At 46.2% G+C, this 24,115-nt stretch carries 18 protein-coding genes and 1 riboswitch; of the genes, 13 read left to right on the top strand and 5 right to left on the bottom strand.

The window, feature by feature from the left end:
• The first annotated feature begins 112 nt into the window (after positions 1 to 112).
• The 5 genes from uvrB (at position 113) to IM792_RS08760 (ending at position 5,840) form a co-directional block, all read left to right on the top strand.
• The gene (gene uvrB / locus IM792_RS08780; protein ID WP_194101485.1) at positions 113 to 2,146 is read left to right on the top strand and encodes an excinuclease ABC subunit UvrB; all 2,034 of its coding nucleotides are present in this window, start codon (positions 113 to 115) and stop codon (positions 2,144 to 2,146) included.
• Positions 2,147 to 2,194: 48 nt separating this feature from the next.
• The gene (locus IM792_RS08775) at positions 2,195 to 2,647 is read left to right on the top strand and encodes a hypothetical protein (protein ID WP_194101484.1); all 453 of its coding nucleotides are present in this window, start codon (positions 2,195 to 2,197) and stop codon (positions 2,645 to 2,647) included.
• Between the two features lie 94 nt (positions 2,648 to 2,741).
• On the top strand, positions 2,742 to 2,996 hold the full coding sequence (locus IM792_RS08770; RefSeq protein ID WP_194101483.1) for a DUF4834 family protein: 255 nt from the start codon (positions 2,742 to 2,744) through the stop codon (positions 2,994 to 2,996).
• Between the two features lie 3 nt (positions 2,997 to 2,999).
• Positions 3,000 to 3,296 carry a hypothetical protein gene (locus tag IM792_RS08765; RefSeq protein WP_194101482.1) on the top strand — a complete coding sequence of 99 codons (297 nt, stop codon included), beginning with the start codon at positions 3,000 to 3,002 and terminating at the stop codon, positions 3,294 to 3,296.
• Positions 3,297 to 3,374: 78 nt separating this feature from the next.
• Positions 3,375 to 5,840: a YfhO family protein gene (locus IM792_RS08760; RefSeq protein WP_194101481.1), complete on the top strand. Its 2,466-nt coding sequence runs from the start codon at positions 3,375 to 3,377 to the stop codon at positions 5,838 to 5,840.
• A gap of 81 nt (positions 5,841 to 5,921) precedes the next feature.
• On the opposite strand, the gene IM792_RS08755 is transcribed toward IM792_RS08760, so the two are convergent.
• Genes IM792_RS08755 through murQ form a run of 3 tightly spaced genes read right to left on the bottom strand, consistent with a single transcriptional unit; the run spans position 5,922 to position 8,129 of the window.
• On the bottom strand, positions 5,922 to 6,659 hold the full coding sequence (locus IM792_RS08755; RefSeq protein ID WP_194101480.1) for a Bax inhibitor-1/YccA family protein: 738 nt from the start codon (positions 6,657 to 6,659) through the stop codon (positions 5,922 to 5,924).
• Positions 6,660 to 6,710: 51 nt separating this feature from the next.
• Positions 6,711 to 7,277 (bottom strand): hypothetical protein, encoded by a 567-nt coding sequence (locus IM792_RS08750; RefSeq protein WP_194101479.1) that lies wholly within the window; start codon positions 7,275 to 7,277, stop codon positions 6,711 to 6,713.
• Between the two features lie 39 nt (positions 7,278 to 7,316).
• Positions 7,317 to 8,129: an N-acetylmuramic acid 6-phosphate etherase gene (murQ, locus tag IM792_RS08745; protein WP_194101478.1), complete on the bottom strand. Its 813-nt coding sequence runs from the start codon at positions 8,127 to 8,129 to the stop codon at positions 7,317 to 7,319.
• Positions 8,130 to 8,237: 108 nt separating this feature from the next.
• On the opposite strand from murQ, the gene IM792_RS08740 reads away from it, so the two are divergent.
• The 4 genes from IM792_RS08740 to IM792_RS08725 all read left to right on the top strand — a co-directional run bounded on the left by IM792_RS08740 (position 8,238) and on the right by IM792_RS08725 (position 16,167).
• Entirely contained in the window at positions 8,238 to 9,842 is a 1,605-nt protein-coding gene (locus IM792_RS08740; protein ID WP_194101477.1) for a S41 family peptidase, read from the top strand.
• 40 nt (positions 9,843 to 9,882) lie between these two features.
• Positions 9,883 to 9,993: riboswitch (SAM riboswitch) on the top strand.
• A gap of 146 nt (positions 9,994 to 10,139) precedes the next feature.
• Entirely contained in the window at positions 10,140 to 13,814 is a 3,675-nt protein-coding gene (gene metH, locus IM792_RS08735) for a methionine synthase (RefSeq protein WP_194101476.1), read from the top strand.
• A 96-nt stretch (positions 13,815 to 13,910) separates the two neighbouring features.
• A complete protein-coding gene (gene metF / locus IM792_RS08730) occupies positions 13,911 to 14,867 on the top strand; it encodes a methylenetetrahydrofolate reductase [NAD(P)H] (protein ID WP_194101475.1) in 957 nt (318 codons plus the stop codon).
• 43 nt (positions 14,868 to 14,910) lie between these two features.
• On the top strand, positions 14,911 to 16,167 hold the full coding sequence (locus IM792_RS08725) for an outer membrane beta-barrel protein (RefSeq protein ID WP_194101474.1): 1,257 nt from the start codon (positions 14,911 to 14,913) through the stop codon (positions 16,165 to 16,167).
• Positions 16,168 to 16,204: 37 nt separating this feature from the next.
• Here IM792_RS08725 and IM792_RS08720 read toward each other — a convergent pair whose 3' ends face one another.
• Complete coding sequence (locus tag IM792_RS08720; RefSeq protein ID WP_194101473.1) at positions 16,205 to 16,810, bottom strand: HAD family phosphatase; 606 nt, start codon at positions 16,808 to 16,810, stop codon at positions 16,205 to 16,207.
• A 122-nt stretch (positions 16,811 to 16,932) separates the two neighbouring features.
• On the opposite strand from IM792_RS08720, the gene IM792_RS08715 reads away from it, so the two are divergent.
• From IM792_RS08715 to IM792_RS08700, 4 genes are all read left to right on the top strand, one after another.
• Positions 16,933 to 18,555: an NADP-dependent glyceraldehyde-3-phosphate dehydrogenase gene (locus tag IM792_RS08715; RefSeq protein WP_194101472.1), complete on the top strand. Its 1,623-nt coding sequence runs from the start codon at positions 16,933 to 16,935 to the stop codon at positions 18,553 to 18,555.
• 205 nt (positions 18,556 to 18,760) lie between these two features.
• Positions 18,761 to 20,446, top strand: coding sequence for a sodium/sugar symporter (locus IM792_RS08710; protein WP_194101471.1), 1,686 nt, complete (start codon positions 18,761 to 18,763; stop codon positions 20,444 to 20,446).
• Between the two features lie 248 nt (positions 20,447 to 20,694).
• Positions 20,695 to 21,240 carry an N-acetyltransferase gene (locus IM792_RS08705; protein WP_194101470.1) on the top strand — a complete coding sequence of 182 codons (546 nt, stop codon included), beginning with the start codon at positions 20,695 to 20,697 and terminating at the stop codon, positions 21,238 to 21,240.
• Between the two features lie 12 nt (positions 21,241 to 21,252).
• Positions 21,253 to 22,398 (top strand): M20/M25/M40 family metallo-hydrolase, encoded by a 1,146-nt coding sequence (locus IM792_RS08700; protein WP_194101469.1) that lies wholly within the window; start codon positions 21,253 to 21,255, stop codon positions 22,396 to 22,398.
• Here the strand turns inward: IM792_RS08700 and IM792_RS08695 are convergent.
• The gene (locus IM792_RS08695) at positions 22,358 to 24,067 is read right to left on the bottom strand and encodes a sodium:solute symporter (protein ID WP_194101468.1); all 1,710 of its coding nucleotides are present in this window, start codon (positions 24,065 to 24,067) and stop codon (positions 22,358 to 22,360) included. The two genes, IM792_RS08700 and IM792_RS08695, sit on opposite strands and share 41 nt — an antisense overlap.
• Positions 24,068 to 24,115 lie beyond the last annotated feature (48 nt).

The following is a 24,115-nucleotide window of genomic DNA, read 5'->3' as shown; positions in this document are numbered from 1 at the left end:
GTTGGTGCACCGGTGTAAAAGTGTGGTGTTTATGTCAGCTTTTCAATTGTTATGTTTCATCACAACATCCTCACCTTTCTGCTGTTATAAGTTATTCGTATTTTTGTTATAGATGGATTTTAAACTTACCTCTGAATATCAACCCACAGGCGATCAGCCCGGCGCTATAAAGCAACTGGTTGAGGGCGTTAATAATGGCGATCAGTATCAAACCCTGCTGGGGGTTACCGGCTCGGGTAAAACCTTTACGGTGGCCAACCTTATCGCCCAAACACAACGCCCCACACTGATACTAAGTCACAATAAAACCCTTGCCGCTCAATTGTACGGTGAGTTCAAGCAGTTCTTCCCCGAAAACGCGGTGAACTACTTTGTGTCCTATTACGATTACTATCAGCCCGAGGCTTTCATCCCTACCACAAATACCTATATAGAAAAGGATCTGCAAATAAACGACGAGATCGAGAAGCTGCGCCTGCGCACCACATCAGCCTTAATGTCGGGCAGGAGGGATGTTATCGTGGTGTCGTCCATATCGTGTATTTATGGTATGGGTAACCCCGAGGATTTCGCTAATTCGGTATTCAAGTTTGCGGTAGGTACACGCATTAGTCGTAACGCTTTTTTGCATCGTTTGGTAGAGATATTGTACGCCCGCACCACGGCCGATTTTAAGCGTGGTACCTTCAGGGTTAAAGGCGATGTGGTTGATATTTTCCCGGCCTATATGGATCATGCCTATCGCGTATCCTTTTTCGGTGATGATATTGAGGAGTTAAGCACGTTTGATATCACGACGGGTAAAACCATCGAGAAGATGACGCACATGGTGCTGTATCCGGCTAACCTGTACGTTGCCCCGCGCGAGCGTTTCCAGCAATCGGTATGGGCTATACAGGAAGAACTGGAAACCCGTAAGAAACAGTTTATAGATGATAGTCGCTTTTTAGAAGCCAAGCGACTGGAAGAACGAGTGAATTACGATCTGGAAATGATACGCGAACTGGGCTATTGCTCGGGCATCGAGAACTATTCGCGGTTTTTTGATGGCCGTCAACCCGGTGCAAGGCCATTCTGTTTACTGGATTATTTTCCGGATGATTACCTGATGGTGATTGATGAGAGCCATGTTACCGTACCGCAAATACGCGCCATGTATGGTGGCGACCGTTCGCGTAAGATATCATTGGTTGATTATGGTTTCCGCCTGCCTGCCGCTATGGATAACCGTCCGCTTAATTTTCAGGAGTTTGAAAGGCTGGCACCGCAAACGGTTTACGTTAGCGCTACACCGGGCGACTATGAGCTCGAAAAATCAGAAGGTGTGGTGGTTGAGCAGGTGATACGTCCAACCGGTCTGCTTGATCCGGTTATTGATATACGCCCGATAATTAATCAGGTAGATGATCTGCTGGAAGAAGTGGATCAAACGATAAAAAAGGGCGACCGTATATTGGTTACCACTTTAACCAAACGTATGGCCGAGGAGCTGGCCAAGTACATGGATAAGCTGGGAATTAAATGCCGCTACATACACTCCGAAGTAAAAACCCTGGAACGTGTGGAGATACTGCGCGGTTTACGCCTGGGTGAGTTTGATGTGCTGATAGGTATTAACTTATTGCGAGAGGGTTTGGACTTGCCCGAAGTATCGCTGGTAGCCATATTGGATGCCGATAAGGAGGGTTTCCTGCGGTCGGAGCGTTCGCTGATACAAACTATTGGCCGTGCCGCGCGTAATGATCGGGGGCGGGTAATTATGTATGCCGATACCATTACCGATTCAATGCAGATCACGATGGACGAAACTAACCGCCGCCGCGAAAAGCAGATAGCCTATAACACCGAGCATGGTATTACACCGCGCACGGTAGGTAAATCAAAAGAAGCCATTATTGAGCAAACCTCGGTGGTCGACTTTAAGGGTGGCGTACAAAAGGCATACGTAGAGCAGGACAGCGTTAGCCTGGCTGCCGACCCGATAGTGCAATACATGAGCAAGCCTGATCTGAAAAAATCTATCGACAATACCCGCAAGGATATGCTTGCCGCCGCCAAGAACATGGATTTCCTGCTGGCCGCCAAGCTGCGCGACGAAATGTTCGCGCTGGAAAAAATGATGGAAGAAAGGTTTGGGGGTAAGTAGTCGGTGGTCATTAGGCGTTGGTCATTGGTCAGTGTTCTGGCATCTGTAATGCTCATTTATGTCAGCAGCTTCGCGCAGACACATGATAAATATGTTGGAAATTATTCAGATGAGTCAGGTCAAAGCATCACTCTGCGTGGAGATAATACGTTTGGGTATTCATCACAGGTGCATGGTTCAAAAAGCTGGGCTATTGGTACATGGAAAACAGTAAGTGATACTGTGTACTTAAATCAAACTATAATTTATGATACCGTAAAAACATCCGCCAGCGAGTATTATCTGATAGAATCTAATGATACCAAACGTGATGTGATCTTAAAAGAACATTTGGGGATGACTGCTTTGGGTTCAAATCAAATTACATCTAAATTGCCAGCATTATATTTCAAAAGAGGCCGTTTGTATATTGTTGCAGTGGACGGTCGCCTTATAAAACCTAAAGGCATAGGCTTGGATGGAAAAAAGCACAGAATGTGGTATAAGAAGAATAGAGCATAACATCTTTCAGAATAATGTCAAAAACCAACTGTGCATCATAAGCAAACATTTTTAGCGTTATTAACTTATATTTGCAGGCACAATATTAATTCGCATGGGATTATTACGTTTTTTATTCATAGCGATAGCGGTTTTATACATCGTGCGTATAATAGCACGTTTGCTGCTGCCTATGTTTTTTCAAAAAATTGTTAACAAAGCACAACAACAGGCTAATAACCAATACCGTCAGCAGCAACCTCCGCGTAAGCCCGAGGGAAGTATACGTGTTGACTATGTTCCGCACGAAAAGCGTTCATCAGTACCCGACAGCGAAGGCGAGTACGTAAGCTACGAGGAAGTTAAATAGCCTATGGTACCCGAGCAGGTTTTTAGGCGTCGCCCCCAGCATAACAACACTCCCGAAACGGTTATGCTTATCATCGTTAACTATGTGGTGTTCGCTATAGCTACACAAATGTTAGCTATGTGCACCAAAATAAATTCATTTTTTTGGGTTGTGCTTGGCTGCCTTGCCCTGTACAATTTCTACATCATCCGCCGCAACCGCGAGGAGCTTGACCGTATACGTATCATAGCTTATGTTTTGAGCTTGCTGGGTATGGTGGCCATGTTTTTCTTATTCCGCAGCAGGGCAACCCCTTGTTAAACATTCGTTTTAACTTTAATTTACAATCCGGGTCAAATTTCTATTTTTGAGCATTAATATTCATTTTAAACTATATTGATGAACAACTGGTTTAAGCGCAATGGCGTGCATTTAGCTGTAATAGCAGCTTTTTTAGTTATCTCATTTGCCTATTTCTTTAGTCCGCTGGTGCAAGGCAAAATGCTTTACCAGGGCGATGTTTCGCAGGCGCAGGCTATGCAGCGCGAGATAATGACTGTTAAGGAAAAAACAGGCCATGCCCCGTTATGGACCAACCAAATGTTTGGCGGTATGCCATCATACCAAATATGGGCACCATACGCGTCAAACATTACAACGCACGTAATTGATGTGCTTAAAACCGTGTTCCCTAACCCGGTTGATACCGTGTTGCTGTACCTGTTAGGTGGTTACCTGCTATTCAGCGTATTGCGCTTTAAGCCGATTATGGCCGCCGCGGGTGCCGTCGCTTTCGCGTTTTCATCATACAACTTTATTTATATAATGGCCGGGCACGCCAACCAGGCCTATGCCATAGCATTTTTTGCACCGTTGCTGGCAGGTATATTGCTAACGCTGCGTGGCCAATACCTCTGGGGTGGCGTTATCACCGCGTTTTTTATGGCGATGGAAGTACGCTCGAACCACGTGCAAATGACGTACTACCTTATGCTATCGCTTGTTATTTTGGTTGCAATTGAGGCTTATCATGCTATCAAGTCAAAACAAACGGCGGCTTTCCTTAAGTCGATAGGCACTTTGGCAGCATCGTTTGTGCTGGCTATATTGATCAATGCCGGTACGTTGTGGACAACCTACGAATACAGCCACTATACCATACGTGGTAAGGCTAACCTTACCGCCAAAGCCGATGGGGGCGAAACAAGTCAGGGTCTGGATAAAAGCTATGCCTATAACTGGAGCGAGGGTGTGGGTGAGATTATCACCTTCCTGGTACCTAACGCTTACGGCGGCGGCGACCACACTGCACTTGGCGATGATTCAAAAGCGGTTAAAGTACTTACCGAAAAAGGTGTCGACGCCGGCCAGGCGCAGGGCTTTTTACAGCAATTTACTTACTGGGGTGATAAGCCGGGAACAGCTGGCCCATGGTATTTCGGCGCTGTAGTGTGCTTTTTGTTCGTGTTTGGATTAATCGTAGTTAAAAACCGCCTTAAATGGTGGATAGTGGGTGCTACCTTACTAAGCATCCTGCTATCGTACGGTAAAAACTTTATTGTATTCTCTGATATCTTCTTTGATTACTTCCCGCTGTACAACAAATTCCGCGCGGTAGAATCAATACTGGCCATCGCGAGCCTTTGCTTCCCGACACTGGCATTTTTGGCCATTAACGAGGTGGTTACCGCTCAGGACAAAAAACCATTGTTCAATAAACTTAAAATATCGTTATACATAACCGGTGGTTTATTGCTGATCATGGCTATAGCTCCCGATATATTCTACAGCTTTAAGGGCGCTAATCAGGAAAGTATTGTAAACAACCTGACCCAAGCCTTTAACGGCGACACCGGCGTGGCCAACACTGTAGCGTCCGCCCTGGTGCAGGATAGAATATCGCTGGCTAAAGCCGATGCTATCCGTTCATTGATATTTGTGTTGATCACTTTCGGTATACTTTGGGCTTACATTAACGGCAAATTTAAAGCAGGTTTACTGGCCTTTGTATTTGTTGCCCTGGTGTTAGCCGATATGTGGACAGTTGACAAACGCTACCTGAAAGACAGCAACTTTGTTGATAAATCAGACTATCAGAATATTTATAAGGCCCGTGAGGTTGATAACATCATTTCGCGCGACACTACTTATTACCGTGTGATGGATCTGAGTTTGGGCGATCCGTTCCGCGATTCGTACACATCATACTTCCACAAAACCGTGGGTGGTTTCCACTCGGCACGTCTGCGTCGTTTTGATGAGTTGATGGAAAACCAGCTTTCAAAAGGCATCAACTCTGATGTGCTGGATATGCTGAACACCAAATACATTATCACTGCCGACCCTAAAACAGGCCAAACAGGTATGCAGCATAATGATGGCGCTTGCGGCAACGCCTGGTTTGTAAAGAGTGTTAAATATGCTGATAATGCCGATCAGGAAATGCAGGCCATCACCAGCTTTAACCCTAAAGAGGAAGCCATTGTTGACAAGCAATACAAATCGCTAATTAACGAGAAGAATCTTAACATCGACCCGAAAGCCGAAATTAAACTGGTAAGCTATAGCCCGGAGCATTTGGTTTACGAGAGTGGTTCAACCACATCGCAGATAGCGGTATTCTCTGAGATATATTACGATAAAGGCTGGAAGATGCTGATAGATGGCGAAGAAACTCCATACTTCCGTGCCGACTACCTGCTGCGTGCCGCGCAGATACCGGTAGGTAACCACAAAATAGAATTCATATTCCACCCAACATCATACTACGTGGGCGAGAACATATCACTTGCAGGTTCGGTATTATTAGTACTGATACTTGGCGGTGCCATATTCACCGAAGTACGCAAGAAAAAGGTAGCCTGATAGCAATATCAGATTCAATAAAAAGGAAAAGGCGGCAAGTTATCTTGCCGCCTTTTCCTTTTTATATAAAATTATTTAATATTAGTTGCCGCGTTTGCCGCCAAACAGGCGAAGCAATAACAGAAACAGGTTAATAAAGTCAAGGTATAAGGTTAAAGCGCCCATAACGGCCATCTTTTTGGTTGAAGCCTCGCCATATTCCATGCCCGAACCTATGCGTTTAAGTTTTTGAACATCATAAGCGGTAAGGCCAACAAATACAGCCACACCAACGTAGGTGATAATTTGGCTCAGGCCCTCGCTGTGCATAAAATAGTTAACCAATGAGGCTACTATTATGCCCACAAGCAGCATGGTAAGTATAGCGCCAAATTTGGTCAAATCTTGTTTGGTAGTATAACCCGCAATGGCCATTACACCAAACACTACCGACGTAGTGATAAATACACTTGCAATAGTTGATTGTGCGTAAACAGCAAATATGAAACTTAAGCTTAAGCCCATGGCCAATGCAAAAGCAAAGAACAGTACAATAAGCAGCGGGTAAGCAATTCTATTTATACCGAACGACATCACTAACACGAAGGCCAGCGGTGAAAACATTACTACGGTGCCAAAGCCGGTACGTTGCCCGGTTTCAAAATCTACTAATAACTTGAATAAAGTTATATCGTGGCCAAATATCCATGCCAAGCCTGCTGAAAGGCCAAGGGCAACGAACATCCACATAAATACGTTAGCGATGAATCTGCGCGATGCATCAGCATTTTCAATTTCAATTACGTTGTTGTAAACGTAAGGTTGGGTGTTATCCTGCATTATATTTTAAATTTTTAGGTTGTTTATGAATTTAGACAAGATCAAACCTATTTAGTTTAACCTCTTAATAAGCTGTTCTTCTACCTTTTTAAATACCTGTACGGGCTTAAGGCCGCGCCAAACCATTTCGTCCAGCTCGCCACCAAAGTTAATGTAATAGTCGATGTTGTTGCGTCTGAACTCCTCTATCACATGCTCCCTGAAGTTGATGCCCGCTATCCAGCCATCTTCCACCTCCTGAAACCACTCCTCGTAATAACAATCGTCAGACGAGTGGAAGTTCAGCACATTTTCGCCTATCAGTATAAATTTATTGATGCCCTCATCCATCATCAGCTCGATCAGCTCGCGCTTAAGCATCATAACATCATTGTTTATGGCATCGTTCCATTCGCCAATAAACTCAATGATGGCGTAGCCTTTATCGTAATCAACAAAAATTACCTTAAGGTACAGTGTGTTCGAGCCAAAGGTATCCCATTGGGGGTGCAACAGGTAGTTATATATCTGTTTATCAAACTCAAATTCGCTGTATTCGGTAGCGTAAAAAGGCGATTGTTCATCCTCCGAGGCTACATAATCATCGCGCCATTTGTAATATGGTTCTATTTCGTGCATTTGCCTGTTGTAATATGGCCACAGGTGGCCTTTTTAACATTATTGTTTTAACCCGGCAGCCTCAACCGCCTTACGCACGCTGCCATGCTCCTTTAGCAGATCGGCAGCGGTAGCTTCATCCAGCCCCGTTTCGGCCATTACCATGCGGGTGCCACGGTCAATCAGTTTATTGTTTGATAACTGCATATCCACCATCTTATTACCCTTAACGTGTCCTAATTGTATCATAACACTGGTGGTAAGCATGTTCAAAACCAACTTTTGGGCAGTGCCGGCCTTCATGCGGGTTGATCCGGTTACAAACTCGGGGCCTGTTACCACCTCAACCGGGTACTGCGCCTCGGCAGCAACCGGGCTGCCGCTGTTGCAAACTATGCAGCCGGTAAGGCAGCCATTGGCATTTGCCGTGTTCAAGCCGCCAATAACGTAAGGGGTTTTGCCCGATGCCGCTATGCCAACCACCGCGTCCTTATCGGTAATATTATAGGCCAGCATATCCTGCCAGGCTTGTTGGTCGTCATCCTCGGCAAATTCTACGGCCTTGCGTATCGCGCCATCGCCACCGGCAATAATGCCTATCACCATATCAAAGGGTACGCCGTAAGTAGGCGGGCATTCTGATGCGTCAACAACACCCAAACGGCCGCTTGTGCCCGCGCCAATATAAAACAGGCGGCCACCATTGCGCATACGCTCCGCAACGCCTGTAACAAGTGCCTCAATTTGGGGCAGAGCTTTTTCAACGGCTAAGGGTACGGTTTTATCTTCCTGGTTGATATTTTGCAGCAGCTGGCCCACACTCATCTTTTCCAGATCGTTATAGTATGAGCTTTGCTCGGTAGTAGCTTCCATTTATAGTATATTTTAGATTAACAAAATTCGGTAAAATTCATCAAATAGTGTAATGCGCAAATTATACGCACAACTTAATTTAATTATCTTTGTGTTAATATAATACTAATGAAACGGACCGCTTCCATAATATTCAGATCTGCCTTTCTTATTTTGATAGGGGTGGTTTTGGGTATGTACCTGGGTGGCGGTGATATGGATGGCCAGCCGTTCGGCCTGTCGTTAAACCGTAGCGACAAAATGTCGAAAGTGTTGGAGCTGGTTCAGTATAACTATGTCGACTCGGTAAATGTGGATAGCATTGAGGGTGCCACGGTGAACGAATTGCTGCAAAAGCTTGATCCGCATTCGCTATACCTGCCGCCAAGGCAGGCCACCGCCGTTAACGAACGTTTAGAGGGTGGTTTCACAGGTTTAGGTATTGAATACAGTTTGCTGCGCGATACCTTGGTTATTACGCAGGTATATCCAGGTGGCCCGGCTGCTAAGGCGGGCATAACCGGCGGCACTAAGGTGATCACCGTTAACGGTAAACAATTCGCAGGTATTGGTATTACCGATAGTGTTGTAACTAAAACATTGTTGCAAAAAGGTAAGCAGGTTAATGCCATCACCATAAGCGCCTTATTGCCTGATAATATTATAACTCCTAAAACATTTACCCTAAAGCCCGGCCGTGTGCCATTAAGCAGTCTTGATGCCGCTTATGTAGCCGGTAATGAGGTGGGCTATATCAAGATCAGTAAATTCGCTGCAACCACTAATGCCGACTTTAAAAAGGCGATAGCCAAGCTAAAGGCCGAGGGCGTTAAAAAACTGGTGCTCGATCTGCGTGGCAATGGAGGCGGTTACCTTACCGCGGCTACTGAAATGGCCGACGAGTTTTTACCCAAAGGCGACCTGATTGTTTACACCAAAGGCGTGCACGAACCCCGTACCGACTACTTTGCTACCGACTCAGGTAGTTTTGAGGAAGGTAGCATGGCCGTGCTGATAGATGAATATTCGGCCTCGGCCAGCGAGATATTATCAGGTGCTTTGCAGGATCTGGATCGTGCGGTTATAGTTGGTCGCCGATCATTCGGTAAGGGTCTGGTACAACAGCAATTCCCTTTTGATGATGGTTCGGCAGTAAACTTAACCGTTGCCCGGTATTATACTCCATCGGGTAGATCGATACAAAAATCGTACAGCCGTGGCATTACCAGCTATCGTAATGAACTGGCTGATAGGATGCGCAAGGGTGAGCTTTTCTCTGCCGATATGAGTGTGAACGATAGCGCCATGAACAAGCGCTCGCCATACCGCACCAGCAGCGGCAAAAAGGTATTTAGCGGCGGCGGCATTATGCCCGATATTTTTGTTCCGGCTGATACTACGCAGAGCACTCCGCTAATAATATCATTGACAGATGCGCAGGCCTTTACATCGTACGTGTTAGATAAAATGCAGCCCATGCTGCGCATGCATACCGTGGCCGATAAGTTTGTTAATACCTATACCATTACCGATGCCGAGCTGGATAGCTTTATGCAGTACGCATCAAACTTAATAAAACCTGTTAGCAAAACCGATGTACTGGCCAATGCCCCAGCCATAAAAACATTATTAAAGGCCTATGCCGCCCGTTTTAAATGGGGCGATAGCGCTTATTACCGTGCCGTAAATAACAACGATAGCACTTTTAACAAAGCGCTGACGGCTATCAGGTAAAAACAGTTGCACATTATAAACTTATTGTGCAATTTTACAACGCTTATGGAGAAAGACGGAGGGATTAGACCCTGCGATGTCTTAGCAACCTGTGCTTACAAGGTGCTACATTCTACTTAGCTGCAAACTAAGCAGTTAAGACAGATAAGCGAAAGTCAGATAGAATACCCGACTTTTCGAGATAAGCTTTAGTATAGTATGCAGTTAGTAGTTGGCAGTATGCAGTTATGCATATCAAAACTTTACTTGTATGCTATTGCCGGTGGTAACTGCCCACCGCAAACTGTAAACTGAGCAATGGACATTAGAGAAGAACTGAAAAAACGCATACTGGTTATTGACGGGGCGATGGGTACCATGATACAGCGGTACCAGCTTACCGAGGCCGATTTTCGTGGCGAGCGTTTTGCCGCGCACCCATCGGACTTAAAGGGTAATAACGACCTGCTTAACCTTACGCGCCCTGATATTATTAAGGCTATACATGCCGAGTACCTGGATGCAGGTGCCGATATTATTGAAACCAACACCTTCAGCACCCAGCGTATATCGCTGGCTGATTACCACATGGAGGAGCTGGGCTATGAGCTGAGCTACGAAGGTGCCCGCATTGCCCGCGAGGTAGCCGACGAGTACAACCAGAAAACACCCGAAAAGCCCCGCTTTGTAGCCGGTGCCGTTGGCCCTACAAACCGTACGGCTTCCATATCGCCGGATGTGAACGACCCGGGTTACCGTGCCGTTAGCTTTGACGATTTGGCCGAAGCTTACTATGAGCAGGTACGCGGCTTGGTTGATGGTGGCTCGGACTTGCTACTGGTCGAAACCATATTTGATACCCTGAACGCCAAGGCTGCGTTGTTTGCCATCCAGCGCTATGCGGAGGAAAGCGGCAAGCATCTGCCTATCATGATATCGGGTACTATTACTGATGCTTCGGGCCGTACTCTTTCGGGGCAAACGGTCGAGGCGTTCTGGAATTCTATCCGTCATGCTAATTTATTGTCGGTAGGGTTGAATTGTGCTTTGGGTGCCCGTGAGATGCGCCCTTATCTGGAAGAACTTTCAAACAAGGCTGACGTATTTATATCGGCATATCCTAACGCGGGCCTGCCCAACGAGTTTGGCGCTTATGATGAAACCCCGCACGAAACCGCCCATCAGGTTGATGATTTTATAAAGGCCGGATTGGTAAATATAGTAGGTGGTTGTTGTGGCACTACGCCTGATCACATCAGCTGCATTGCCGAGCGTGCCGAAAAATTCGCTCCGCGCCAGCTGCCGCAAATTGATCCGTATTTACGCCTGAGTGGTTTAGAGGCGGTAACACTTACTCCCGAAACCAACTTTGTGAACGTGGGTGAGCGTACCAACATCACCGGTTCGCCAAAATTCTCGAAGCTTATTTTGGCCGAGGATTATGAGGCTGCCCTGACGGTTGCTCGTCAGCAGGTTGAAGGTGGTGCCCAGGTGATCGACATTAATATGGACGAGGGCATGATCGATTCGGAAGCGGTGATGGTTAAATTTCTGAACCTGGTTGCTTCTGAACCTGATATTGCCAAACTGCCCATCATGATCGACTCCTCTAAGTGGACAGTGATAGAATCGGGATTGAAGTGTTTGCAGGGCAAAGGCATTGTAAACTCCATCTCGCTAAAAGAGGGCGAAGAAAAATTTAAAGAATACGCGCGCAAGGTACAAAGCTATGGCGCCGCCGTAGTGGTAATGGCGTTTGATGAAACCGGCCAGGCCGACTCATTGGAACGCCGTAAAGAGATATGCGGGCGCTCATACAATATATTGGTTAACGAGGTTGGTTTCCCTCCGCAGGATATCATCTTTGACCCGAATATACTTACCGTGGCTACCGGTTTGGAGGAGCATAACAACTATGCTGTCGATTTTATTGAAGCCACCCGCTGGATAAAGCAAAACCTGCCACACGCTAAGGTGAGTGGTGGTGTAAGTAATATATCGTTCTCGTTCCGTGGTAATAACGTGGTGCGCGAGGCTATGCACTCGGCATTTCTTTACCATGCCATTAAGGCCGGGCTGGATATGGGCATTGTTAACGCCGGTATGCTTGAGGTGTATGAGGAAATACCTAAAGACCTGCTGGTACTGGTTGAGGATGTATTGCTTAACCGTCGCCAGGATGCTACCGAGCGTTTGGTTGAATTTGCCGATACCATAAAAAGCAAAGGCAAAGAGATAGTTCGTGATGAGGAATGGCGAAAAGATCCGGTTGAGAAACGCCTATCGCATGCGCTGGTAAAAGGTATTGTTGAATACCTGGATGCCGATGTTGAGGAAGCACGCCAGCAATATGCCCGTCCGCTTGAGGTAATTGAAGGGCCGCTGATGGATGGCATGAACATAGTAGGCGATCTGTTCGGCTCGGGGAAGATGTTTTTGCCCCAGGTGGTAAAATCAGCCCGTGTAATGAAAAAAGCGGTGGCTTACCTGCTGCCATTTATAGAAGCTGAAAAGGCCAGGAACGCTACAGGTAGCCAACGCAGCAGCGCAGGCAAGGTGCTTATGGCCACTGTAAAAGGCGACGTGCACGATATTGGTAAGAACATTGTAGGTGTGGTATTAGCCTGTAACAACTTCGAGGTTATTGACCTTGGTGTGATGGTGCCCGCCCAAAAAATAATTGAAGAAGCTAAAAAACAAGAGGTAGATATTATCGGCCTGAGTGGCCTTATCACCCCATCGTTGGATGAAATGGTTCATTTCGCAAAAGAGATGGAGCGTGAAGGTTTCACCATGCCGCTATTGCTTGGCGGGGCAACCACCTCACGTATACATGCCGCGGTAAAGGTAGCGCCAAATTATTCGGGCCCTGCCATACACGTACTGGATGCATCGCGCAGTGTAACTGTTTGCAGTAACCTGATGAACCCCACCGTGCGCGATAATTATGTTGACGGCATTAAAGAGGAATACGCTAAAGCCCGCGAAGCGCATTTAAATAAGCGTAACGATAAGCGCTTTGTAAGCATTGATGATGCCCGCCGCATGAAGTGCAACATTAACCTGAATGGGTCGATACCTAACAAGCCAACGTTTACCGGGGTAAAGGTTATTGAATCTTTCCCGCTGGAGCAATTGCTGCCTTATATCGACTGGACACCGTTTTTCCATACCTGGGAGCTGCGCGGCAGTTATCCGAAAATATTTAACGACAAGTTTGTGGGCCAGGAAGCGCAAAAACTGTTTGACGACGCGCAGGTGCTGCTTAAACGTATTGTTGACGAGAAGCTGCTGCATGCCAACGGTGTTATCGGTTTTTGGCCGGCCAACAGCGTGGGCGATGATATTGAACTATACACTGATGAAACCCGCCGGCACGTCATCACCAAAATACATACCCTACGCCAGCAAGCTGAAAAAGCTAAGGACGAGCCATACTACGCATTGTCCGACTTCATCGCGCCAAAAGAAAGCGGCGTGCCCGATTACTGGGGCGGCTTCGCCGTAACCGCCGGTTTGGGTTGCGATGAATTGGTAGCCGAGTTTGAAAAAGACCACGACGATTACAACAGCATTATGGCCAAAGCCCTTGCTGACCGTTTGGCCGAGGCCTTTGCCGAAAAAATGCACGAGCTGGTGCGTAAGGATTACTGGGGCTATGCTAAAGATGAACACCTGGATAATGTCGACCTGATCAAGGAGCAATACCAGGGTATCCGCCCGGCACCGGGTTATCCGGCCTGTCCGGATCATACCGAGAAAACTACTTTGTTCGAGCTGTTAAAAGCCGAGGACAATGCCCATATGTACCTTACCGAAAGCCTGGCCATGATGCCTGCCGCGTCAGTAAGCGGGTTCTACTTCGCGCATCCGCAGGCAAGGTACTTTGGTTTGGGTAAAATAGGCAAGGATCAGGTTACTGACTACGCCCACCGCAAAGGCATGACCATTGAAGACGCCGAAAAATGGCTGGGGCCGAACCTTAACTATTAGGAGCCCCCCGGCCCCCTAAAGGGGGAGTATTATATTATATTTGACAACTAACGCTAATCTATATCCAAAAAATCCCCCTTTAGGGGTTAGGGGCTAATGAAGATCACCGAACATATCCAAAACGCCAACGGCAAAACACTTTTTTCATTTGAATTGATACCACCTTTAAAGGGGCAAAGCATACAGGGTATTTATAACGCTATCGATCCGTTGATGGAGTTTAATCCGCCGTTTATTGATGTTACCTCGCTGCGCGAGGATTATATTTATAAGCAGCATGATAACGGCCTGCTCGAAAAGCTGAGCTATCGTAAGCGCCCGGGTACTATAGCCATCTGCGCGGCTATCATGAACAAGTATAAGGTGGATACTGTGCCGCATATGCTTTGTGGTGGTTTTACTAAGGATGAAACCGAGAATGCGCTGGTTGATCTGCAATTTTTGGGTATTGATAACGTGCTGGTGCTGCGTGGCGATGCCCGCCGTGGTGATGCTACGTTTATCCCAACACCTAACGGACACTGCTATGCTACCGATTTGTTGCAACAGGTGGTTGACATGAACAATGGCAAATACCTGCACGAAGATTATGGCGACATGACGCGTACCGATTTTTGCGTAGGTGTGGCAGGTTATCCTGAAAAACACTTTGAGGCGCCAAACCTGAAATCTGATTTCCAATACCTCAAGCAAAAGGTTGATATGGGCGCTGAGTTTATCGTAACGCAGATGTTTTTCGACAACCAAAAGTATTTTGACTTTGTGAACAAATGTCGCGAGCATGGCATCAACGTGCCAATTATTCCGGGGTTAAAGCCTATCACCGCGTCAAAGCAACTGGTTAGCCTGTCAAAAACATTTTTTATTGATATGCCAGAGAATTTGGTAGATGCCATACAAGGCTGTAAAAACGAGAAGGATGTAAAAGATGTTGGTATAGAATGGATGATAAACCAATGCAAGGAATTAGTTAAATTCGGAGCGCCGGTGCTGCACTTTTATACCATGGGTAACCCTGGCCCAACAAAGCGCATTGCCGAGGCTATATTTTAACTAACATATATTATACTATTTGATCTAAACCTTACACAATTATATGAAACTGTACGCTTTCTTGCTGGGCATAGCTTTGCCCTTTACTGCCATTGCGCAATCAAATTATAAGGATGGCTATATCGTAAAAAATAATGGCGATACTATTCGCGGTAAGGTTGACTTGCAAGAGTGGGCCATTACGCCAAAAACCATCCATTTTAATAGCGGGAACGGTGCTGAACAATATTCGCCTAAAACCATTAAGGCTTTCTTTGCTGAGCCCAACTACAACTATGTAAGCTACACGGGCAGCATCAGCAACAACCACAACAAGTTTCCGGATGTTGATAAACTGCGTGATACCACCACCCATATTGATACCATCTTTTTACGCAAGGTAGTTGACGCGCCCGATCAGCTATCGCTGTTCGCTGTGAACGATGCTCTTAAACCGCGATATTTTTACAGCTATAAAAACGAGCAGCCTGTTGAGCTGATCATGTACAATTATTACTATCAGCCCACGGGTGGGGGATTAGTTGATGAGAGTATGCTGCGCGAGGAGAAATTCTTTGTTCAACAGCTATTCAATATTGCCCGCCAACATCCTGAATGGGGTACCTTTACCATACGCGATTTTCAATGGCTGAAATACCGCCAGCCTGATCTGGAAAAGATGATATATAAACTGAATGGCAGCAAGGCAAAAAGTGTGAGTACAATTGGTAGCAGATTTTACGTTGGCGCTGGCCTGCTTATGCCCTTTACAAGTTTTAGCGGGCAAACACGTTTTGCCAGTGGGAATGCTGATAGCAAACCAGGATTAAAATTAGCTGCGGGTTTTGATGTGTTCGGCAATACATCTATACAGCGTTTAGTTTTCAGGGCTGAGCTTGGTGCCGAGTTCTCAAGCACAAGTAACAGTGCCGATGTGATCAATTCCATTGATGATAAAACTACCCAGTACTACCAGATAAAGCGTAACGCGTTTTTTATAACGCCAAACCTGTTGTTCAATTTTTACAGCAAACCTGGCCTAAAGGTTCATGCGGGTGCAGGGTTAAGCCTTGTTTATAACAAATATTCATCAAACAAAATAGTTGGTGGCGAAAAGCTGGGTGATGGCAGCGGCTTTTATTATGAAACATATGATATGGGCACCCTGACCATCGCGTTGCCGGTGCAACTGGGTATTCAGTTTAATAACCGGTTTGAGGGAGCAATTGGCTATACAATGCCTGCTTATATAAATACTGAGGCTGACTATAAAGTATCAGCATCTTCATTTAATGTAACATTCCGTTATTTTATCAATTAAAATATACCGTACTCAAATTTATATAAAGGGACATGCTTTAAAGTATGCCCCTTTTTTGTAACTCATTCTCCAGCTCAGCTGCCGAAGTAAAGGCTATACCATCAATTCCCAGCTCAATAGCTGCTTTAACGTTACGCAGGTTATCATCAATAAAAATGGTTTCTTCGGGTTTTAGGTTGTAGCGGTTAAGCAGTATGTTATAAAATTCGGGGTGAGGCTTGCGGTTTTTTTCAATGCCTGATACTACCACGCCGTCAAACTCCTTTAAAAACGGATATTCCTGCTCGGCTATCACAAAGGTTTCGGCGCTCCAGTTGGTGAGGGCGTATAGCTTAAAGCGATCATCATTTTTAAGGCGATCAAATATCTTAACAGTTCCGGCTATTTCGCCGCCAAGCATTTCTGTCCAGCGACTGTAAAAGGCGCGTATGTTGGCCTCATGGTCGGGGTGTTGTTTAACCAGCAACTCGGTACCATCGGCAAGGCTGCGCCCGGCATCCTGCTCCTCGTTCCAGTCGGGTGTGCAAATGTTCGTTAAAAAGTCGGTTATCTGCTGCTCGTTGCTAAATATTTTGCGGTATAAAAGGCGTGGGTTCCAGTCTATCAACACACCGCCGAGGTCGAAAATTATGGCTTTTATCATTATAATATCAAGTTGAAAAGGTTGCGTAAATGTAAGCTTATTAATGTTTAACTTGCGTTAAGTGAAAGCGATGTTGTGCGGTTGGTCAATCTAAAGCCTATAAAACAACTAAACAATACACCATGAGTTTTCAAGACCAGATCCGTTCACTTTTTGTTGATGAAAGCCAGATACCTGACGAGTACAGGATAGATGAAGTTCATCAGCGTGAATACCTCAGCAACGGCGAAATGAAGCCCTGGGATGGCGATGTTACCGAAGTTTACTCGCCCGTTTGCCTCCCTACCCCCAACGGACTTAAACGCAAATTAATTGGCACCTACCCGGTTTGTACCGAAAAGGAAGCTACTGAAGCCCTTGATGCCGCTATTGCCGCCTATGATAACGGCCGCGGTGAATGGCCCACCATGAGCCTCGACCAGCGCATTAAGTGCATGGAAAAGTTTGTGTACAAGATGATAGAGCAGCGTAGCCTTGTGGTTAAGCTGCTGATGTGGGAGATCGGTAAATCATACGCCGACTCGGCGAAGGAGTTCGACCGTACGGTGGAGTACATCAACGCCACTATTGATGGTTTGAAGGATATTGACCGCCAATCGTCGCGCTTTGAAATGGCAGAGGGTATCATAGCCCAGATACGCCGATCGCCGATAGGGGTGGTGCTGTGCATGGGGCCGTTCAACTATCCGCTTAACGAAACCTTTACCACACTCATCCCCGCCATTATTATGGGCAACACCCTGCTGTTTAAACCACCTAAGCATGGCACGCTTTTGCATTACCCATTATTAAGGGCTTTTCAGGAGGCCTTCCCGAAAGGGGTAGTGAACACCATTTACGGTCGTGGTGCCGATGTTACCCCGGGCTTGATGCAAACCGGCAAGATCAACGTGCTGGCCTTTATTGGCTCGAGCAAGGTTGCCAATGGTTTAAAAAAGAGCCACCCCAAGGTTAACCGCCTTCGCGCAGTGTTAAGTTTGGATGCCAAGAACGCGGCCATAGTAACCAAAAATGCCGACCTTAAACTGGCTGTGAGCGAATGTATATTAGGCGCCCTGTCTTTCAACGGACAACGCTGTACAGCCATTAAAATGATATTTGTGCATAAGGAAGTAGCCGATGAGTTTTTAACCCTGCTGAGCGAAAGTATATCCAAACTAAAAATTGGCCTTCCGTGGGAAAAAGATGTAAAGATAACCCCGCTGCCCGAACCACATAAGCCCGATTATTTGAAGGAGTGCATTGATGACGCGGCAGCCAATGGCGCCCATGTGGTGAACGAAAATGGCGGCGTAACAGCCGAATCATTCGTGTTCCCGGCGGTGGTGTACCCGGTTAATGATAAGATGAAGCTGTACCGCGAGGAGCAGTTTGGCCCCGTGATACCGGTTGTACCTTATGAATCCATCGAGGAGCCGATAGCCTACCAGATAGACTCGCCGCATGGCATGCAGGTAAGTATTTTTAGTAACGATGCCAAGGAGATATCATCACTTATCGATCCCTTTGTTAACTTGGTTAGCCGCGTGAACATCAATGCCCAATGCCAGCGCGGGCCGGATGTTTTTCCGTTCACCGGTCGTAAGGATAGCGCCGAGGGCACATTATCAGTTCATGACGCGTTGCGGTCATTCTCCATCCGCTCGCTGGTAGCTACCAAACTGAATGATGTGAATAAACAAATTATCAACGAAATAGTACACGATAACGACTCGAATTTTCTCAGCACAAAATTCATCCTGTAAGTACTTAAACACTTACATTATGCAAAGCCTCCGCTACACACGGAGGCTTTTTTTGTAATTAATCTGTTATTGACGGTTTTGTTAACGTTGCACGCTTATATTTAGAAAGTTGAAAATTTTGCTCAACAAAATGTTAAGGCTATTGCTAAACCAACAATTAAAAACTATAATTGTCAAACAGACATATTAAACCTAAAAACAAATAATGAAAACACTTTCTACCGGTGACTACACCGTGTTTTTTGTGTACCTGATCGTCGTGTCGCTATACGGATTTTGGGTGTACAAACGCAAACACAACGCTGACGCTACTTCAAAAGACTATTTTTTGGCCGAAGGATCACTAACATGGTGGGCAATTGGCGCTTCATTGATCGCCTCAAATATTTCGGCCGAGCAGTTCATCGGTATGAGTGGTTCGGGCTTTAAAATGGGTTTGGCTATTTCAACTTACGAGTGGATGGCCGCCGCCACGCTGGTAATTGTGGCTATATTTTTTATCCCGGTATACCTGCGCAATAAAATATTTACCATGCCGCAGTTTTTGCACCAGCGGTATAACAGCACCGTAGCCATGATTATGGCGGTGTTTTGGTTGTTGCTGTATATTGTGGTTAACCTGATGTCGATCCTGTACCTGGGTGCATTGGCGGTAAGCGGTATATCAGGCTTAAACCTGGAATTGTGTATCGGTTTGCTGGCAGCGTTCTCTATAATCATTACCCTGGGTGGTATGAAGGTAATTGGTTATACCGATGTTATACAGGTGTTTGTATTGATATTAGGAGGTTTGGTAGCTACTTACCTCGCTATCGGCCAAATCAACAGCATATCAGGCAGTACCGGTATTTTAGGTGGATTGAAGGTGTTACATACCGAGGTGAATGATCACTTCCACATGATATTTAACAAAGAGAATTCAAACTATATGGATTTGCCGGGCCTTTCAGTACTGATAGGCGGTATGTGGATCACCAACCTTAACTATTGGGGTTGTAACCAATACATTACCCAGCGTGCCCTGGGTGCTAACCTGAATACGGCTCGTGGCGGTATATTGTTCGCTGCGTTTTTAAAGCTGTTAATGCCGGTTATTGTGGTATTACCGGGTATTGCGGCTTACTACCTGTACCAAAAAGGTATGTTTCAGCAGGAGATGCTGAGCGCTAAAGGCGTGGTTGATGTTAATAAAGCTTATCCATCATTATTAAACCTGCTGCCTTCGGGCTTAAAAGGTTTGTCGTTCGCGGCATTAACGGCAGCTATTGTGGCCTCGTTAGCGGGTAAGGCCAATAGTATAGCAACCATATTTACGCTCGATATCTACAAAAAAGCCATTAAGCCCGATGCTACCGATAAGCAATTGGTATCATTAGGTAAATGGTCGGTAGTGGTATCAATGGTATTGGGTGTAATACTTTCACTGTTAATTGGCGATGCGCTGATGGGTGAGGGTAAGCAAGGTTTTCAATACATACAGGAGTACACAGGCTTTGTATCTCCGGGTATCTTCGCCATGTTCATCCTGGGTTTCTTCTGGAAAAAAACTACATCAAACGCGGCCTTGTTCTCAACCATCGGTGGCTTTGTGTTCTCGGTAATATTCAAATTCCTGCCTTATTGGGCCGACCTGTCGTTTATGGCGCCTTACGGTTTCGCAAAGGATAACGGTACCGGCGTTTACGAAATACCGTTCCTTGATCGTATGGGTTTCGTATTCCTGATATGTGTTACGGGTATGTACATCATCTCAAAAATTGATGAGTCCAAAGGTGTAAAAACCAACGGACTGGAGATCGAATCGTCAATGTTCCGTACCTCAAGGGCCTTTACCGCGGGTGCGCTGCTTATCGGCGGTATATTGGTTGCGTTGTACAGCATGTTCTGGTAATAAATACTTTATACAATATTTTAAGCGCCTGTGCCATTGGTACAGGCGCTTTTTTTATGCCGATTTGATAAAAGGCTTTCCATTTTGAAAGGATAGATAGAGTGCTGTCCCGATAAAGTTGAAATATAATTGATTGTGATATAGCTCATTGGATGGGCGAAGGCAGGTTGTGGCTACATTGGCATTTAGTTTATGGCAGATGTGTGATCAAATAACATAATGATCACGACTTAATAAACTAAATAACCATGGAAAACGACTCCTTCATTGTAAGGCTGGCAACACCCGATGATGATATTTATGCGCAACAGATCTCCGAAGAAACCGAACGCTCCGCCATAGCGCGTGGCTCGGGGATATCAAAACGGCCCGTAAGCAGCATAATTGAAAAGATACACGATGGCAAAGCCGTAGTAGCCGTAAGCGGCGATGGCCATTGGGCGGGCTTCTCGTACATTGAGGAGTGGGAGAGCGGCAAATTCGTATCAAACAGCGGCCTCATCGTATCGCCCGAATACCGGCAGCTGGGTGTGGCAGCCGCCATTAAGGAAGAAATATTCCGCCTCTCGCGCGAGAAATATCCCGAAGCGCAAATATTCTCCATCACCTCCGGTTTGGCTATCATGAAACTCAATACCCGCCTGGGCTTTGAACCGGTAACCTACTCCGAAATTACTACCGACGAACATTTTTGGCAAGGCTGCAAAAGCTGCGTTAACCACAACGTACTCGAGGGTAAATGCCGCTGCAATTGCCTGTGTACCGCCATGCTGTTCAATCCTTCAAAAAATTAAATAACCCATATTATGGAACAAGTATTGATTCATCCCACGGTGGATGATGCTGAAAGAATAAACGCTTTGGCTGCCGATGCCCTGCAACTACTCATTCACCTGATAGCCACCCCATCATTCAGTGGCGAGGAAGATGGTACCGCCGCCCTCATCACCGGGTTTTTAGATGCGCACCACATACCCGTGCACCGCAATTATAATAATTTGTGGGCCTTTAACAAGCATTACCATTCGGCAAAGCCTACCATCCTGCTCAATTCGCACCACGATACAGTTAAACCCAACGCGGGCTACACGCTCGACCCATTTGAACCAACAATTACCGACGGCCGATTATATGGTTTAGGCAGCAATGATGCCGGTGGATGTTTGGTATCGCTGTTAGCGGTATTCGCGTATTTTTATGAGGATGAGCATTTGCCGTTCAACCTGTGTATGGCAGCTACGGGCGAGGAGGAGAACTCAGGATATAACGGCCTGAATGCGGTGTTGCCTTATTTGGGCAACATTGCTTTCGCTATAGTTGGCGAGCCTACACAAATGCACATGGCCACCGCCGAAATGGGTAACATGGTGTTGGATTGCGTGTGTTATGGCAAACCTGGCCATGCTGCCCGCAACGAGGGCGATAACGCGGTGTACAAGGCGCTAAAAGCGGTGCAATGGTTCAGTACCTATCAGATCCCTAAGCAACCGGCGTTTATGTGGCCGGTGAAAATGAGTGTTACGCAAATAAACGCGGGCATACAGCATAACATTATTCCGCACGAATGCCGTTTTACGGTTGATGTAAGGCTGAACAGTTGCTACACAGCTGATGAAGTGTTGGATGCCATAAAAAGCTACACCGACTGCGAGATAACCGTGAGGCCGGGCGTAATGCAACCATCATCAATCAGCCACATACACCCGTTGGTACTTTCGGGTATTGATCTGGGGCGTAAAACCTATGTATCACCCACCAGTTCTGATCAGGGTTGGTTGACTGTGCCCTCCATGAAAATGGGTCCCGGCGATTCGGCACGCTCACACATGGCTGATGAATACGTTTTTGTGGATGAGATACGTGAGGGTATCGACCTGTATATACGCCTGCTGGATAACCTGGTGTACAGGCTTATTCATAACCCGGAGCTCCCGCTGAACGATCTTTGCTGAACATATTGAATACAGTCGCTATAATCACCACAGCTATACACCCAATAGCGTTCAACCATAAGTATGCCACTACCTCATAATATCCCATCAGGCAAATGATGGCTTCGGTAATAATGGCTGCCCAAAATACCGATGTGCCGCTAATGCGTTTAAGGTAAAATGCCACCACAAATACACCTAATATGGTACCGTATAAATATGATCCCAGCTGATTGACCGCTTCAAGCAGGTTACCCAGTTTGCCGGCGTACAGCGCCATGCCAATGCTGGCCACACCCCAAATCACGGTTGCCCATCGCGAAGCGTTGAAGTAGCCTTTGTCGCTTACCTTGGGGTTTATTACGCGTTTGTAAATATCAACCACACTGGTTGATGCCAGGGAGTTAAGCGCGCTGGCTGTCGACCCCATCGATGCTAAAAACACAATGGCTATCAGCAAGCCTATCAGCCCATGCGGCAGGTATTGGGTAACAAAGCTTAAAAAAACGTAGTTGGTATCGTTGGTATCAGCTTTGGCGTTGTTCTTCTTCATCAGGTCTACCGCCTGTTGGCGAAGTTGCAGGGCATCGGCATCAGCCTTTTTCAATTCGGTTTTTGCTGAGGATATTTTATCCGCGTCATCACTCTCAAATGCCGATAACAGGTTTTGCGCCGCTACCTTACGCTGCTCAAATACCCTGGCATGGTTTTGCTCAATAGCTTTGTATTGTGGTGCGTAGCTGCTGTTCTTTACCTGGTCAACCTCGTAACTGTTAAAAAATACCGGTGGTTTATTAAACTGATAAAAAGCGAACACCAGCACCCCGATAAGCAATATCAAAAACTGCATCGGTATTTTGATCAGTCCGTTCATGATTAGCCCCATGCGGCTTTGCGCTACCGAGCTGCCGGTCAAATATCTGCCTACCTGACTTTGATCGGTACCGAAATAGGATAACTGTAAAAAGAAACCGCCAATTAATCCGCTCCAAACATTGTAGCTGTTGTCGGGGTCAAACTTCCAGTCTATCACATTCATGCGGCCGAGCTTACCGCTTAGCTTAAGCGCGTCAACAAAGCCAACGTTGTCGGGCAATAACCTTACCACCATAACCCCGGCAAAAAACATCCCTAAAAATATGATGCTCATTTGCAGCATTTGGGTGTACGATACCGCTTTGGTGCCACCGTAAACGGTGTAAAAAATTACCAATCCGCCTATAAAAAGGGTGGTGTAGGTAATATCAATATGTAAAATGGTTGACAGGATGATGGATGGCGCATAGATGGTAATACCCGTTGAAAGTCCGCGCTGTATCAAAAACAGGAACGAGGTAAGCACCCGTGTTTTCAGATCAAAGCGTTGCTCCAGGTACTCGTACGCGGTATAAACCTTAAGCCGGTGAAATATGGGTACAAAGGTGATGCACAGCACAATCATGGCCAGGGGCAGCCCGAAATAGAACTGTACAAAGCGCATTCCATCGCTATAAGCCTGGCCGGGAGCGGAAAGAAAGGTGATAGCGCTGGCCTGTGTAGCCATTACCGAAAGCCCTACAGCGTACCAGGGCAGCGAGCGGCTGCCTACTAAAAATTGATCGACGTTTTTGTTACTGCCGCTTTTCCACAGGCCATAGCCAATTATGGCAATCAGGGTAACGGCAAGTACTATCCAGTCGGTTAAGCTCATTCAAATATTTTGGTGGTGAGCCAAAATACAGAAATAAGAAGAACCAGC

The organism is Mucilaginibacter sp. JRF (genome assembly GCF_015223065.1).
Lineage (GTDB): Bacteria > Bacteroidota > Bacteroidia > Sphingobacteriales > Sphingobacteriaceae > Mucilaginibacter.
This window is presented reverse-complemented; position numbering and strand designations above follow the sequence as displayed.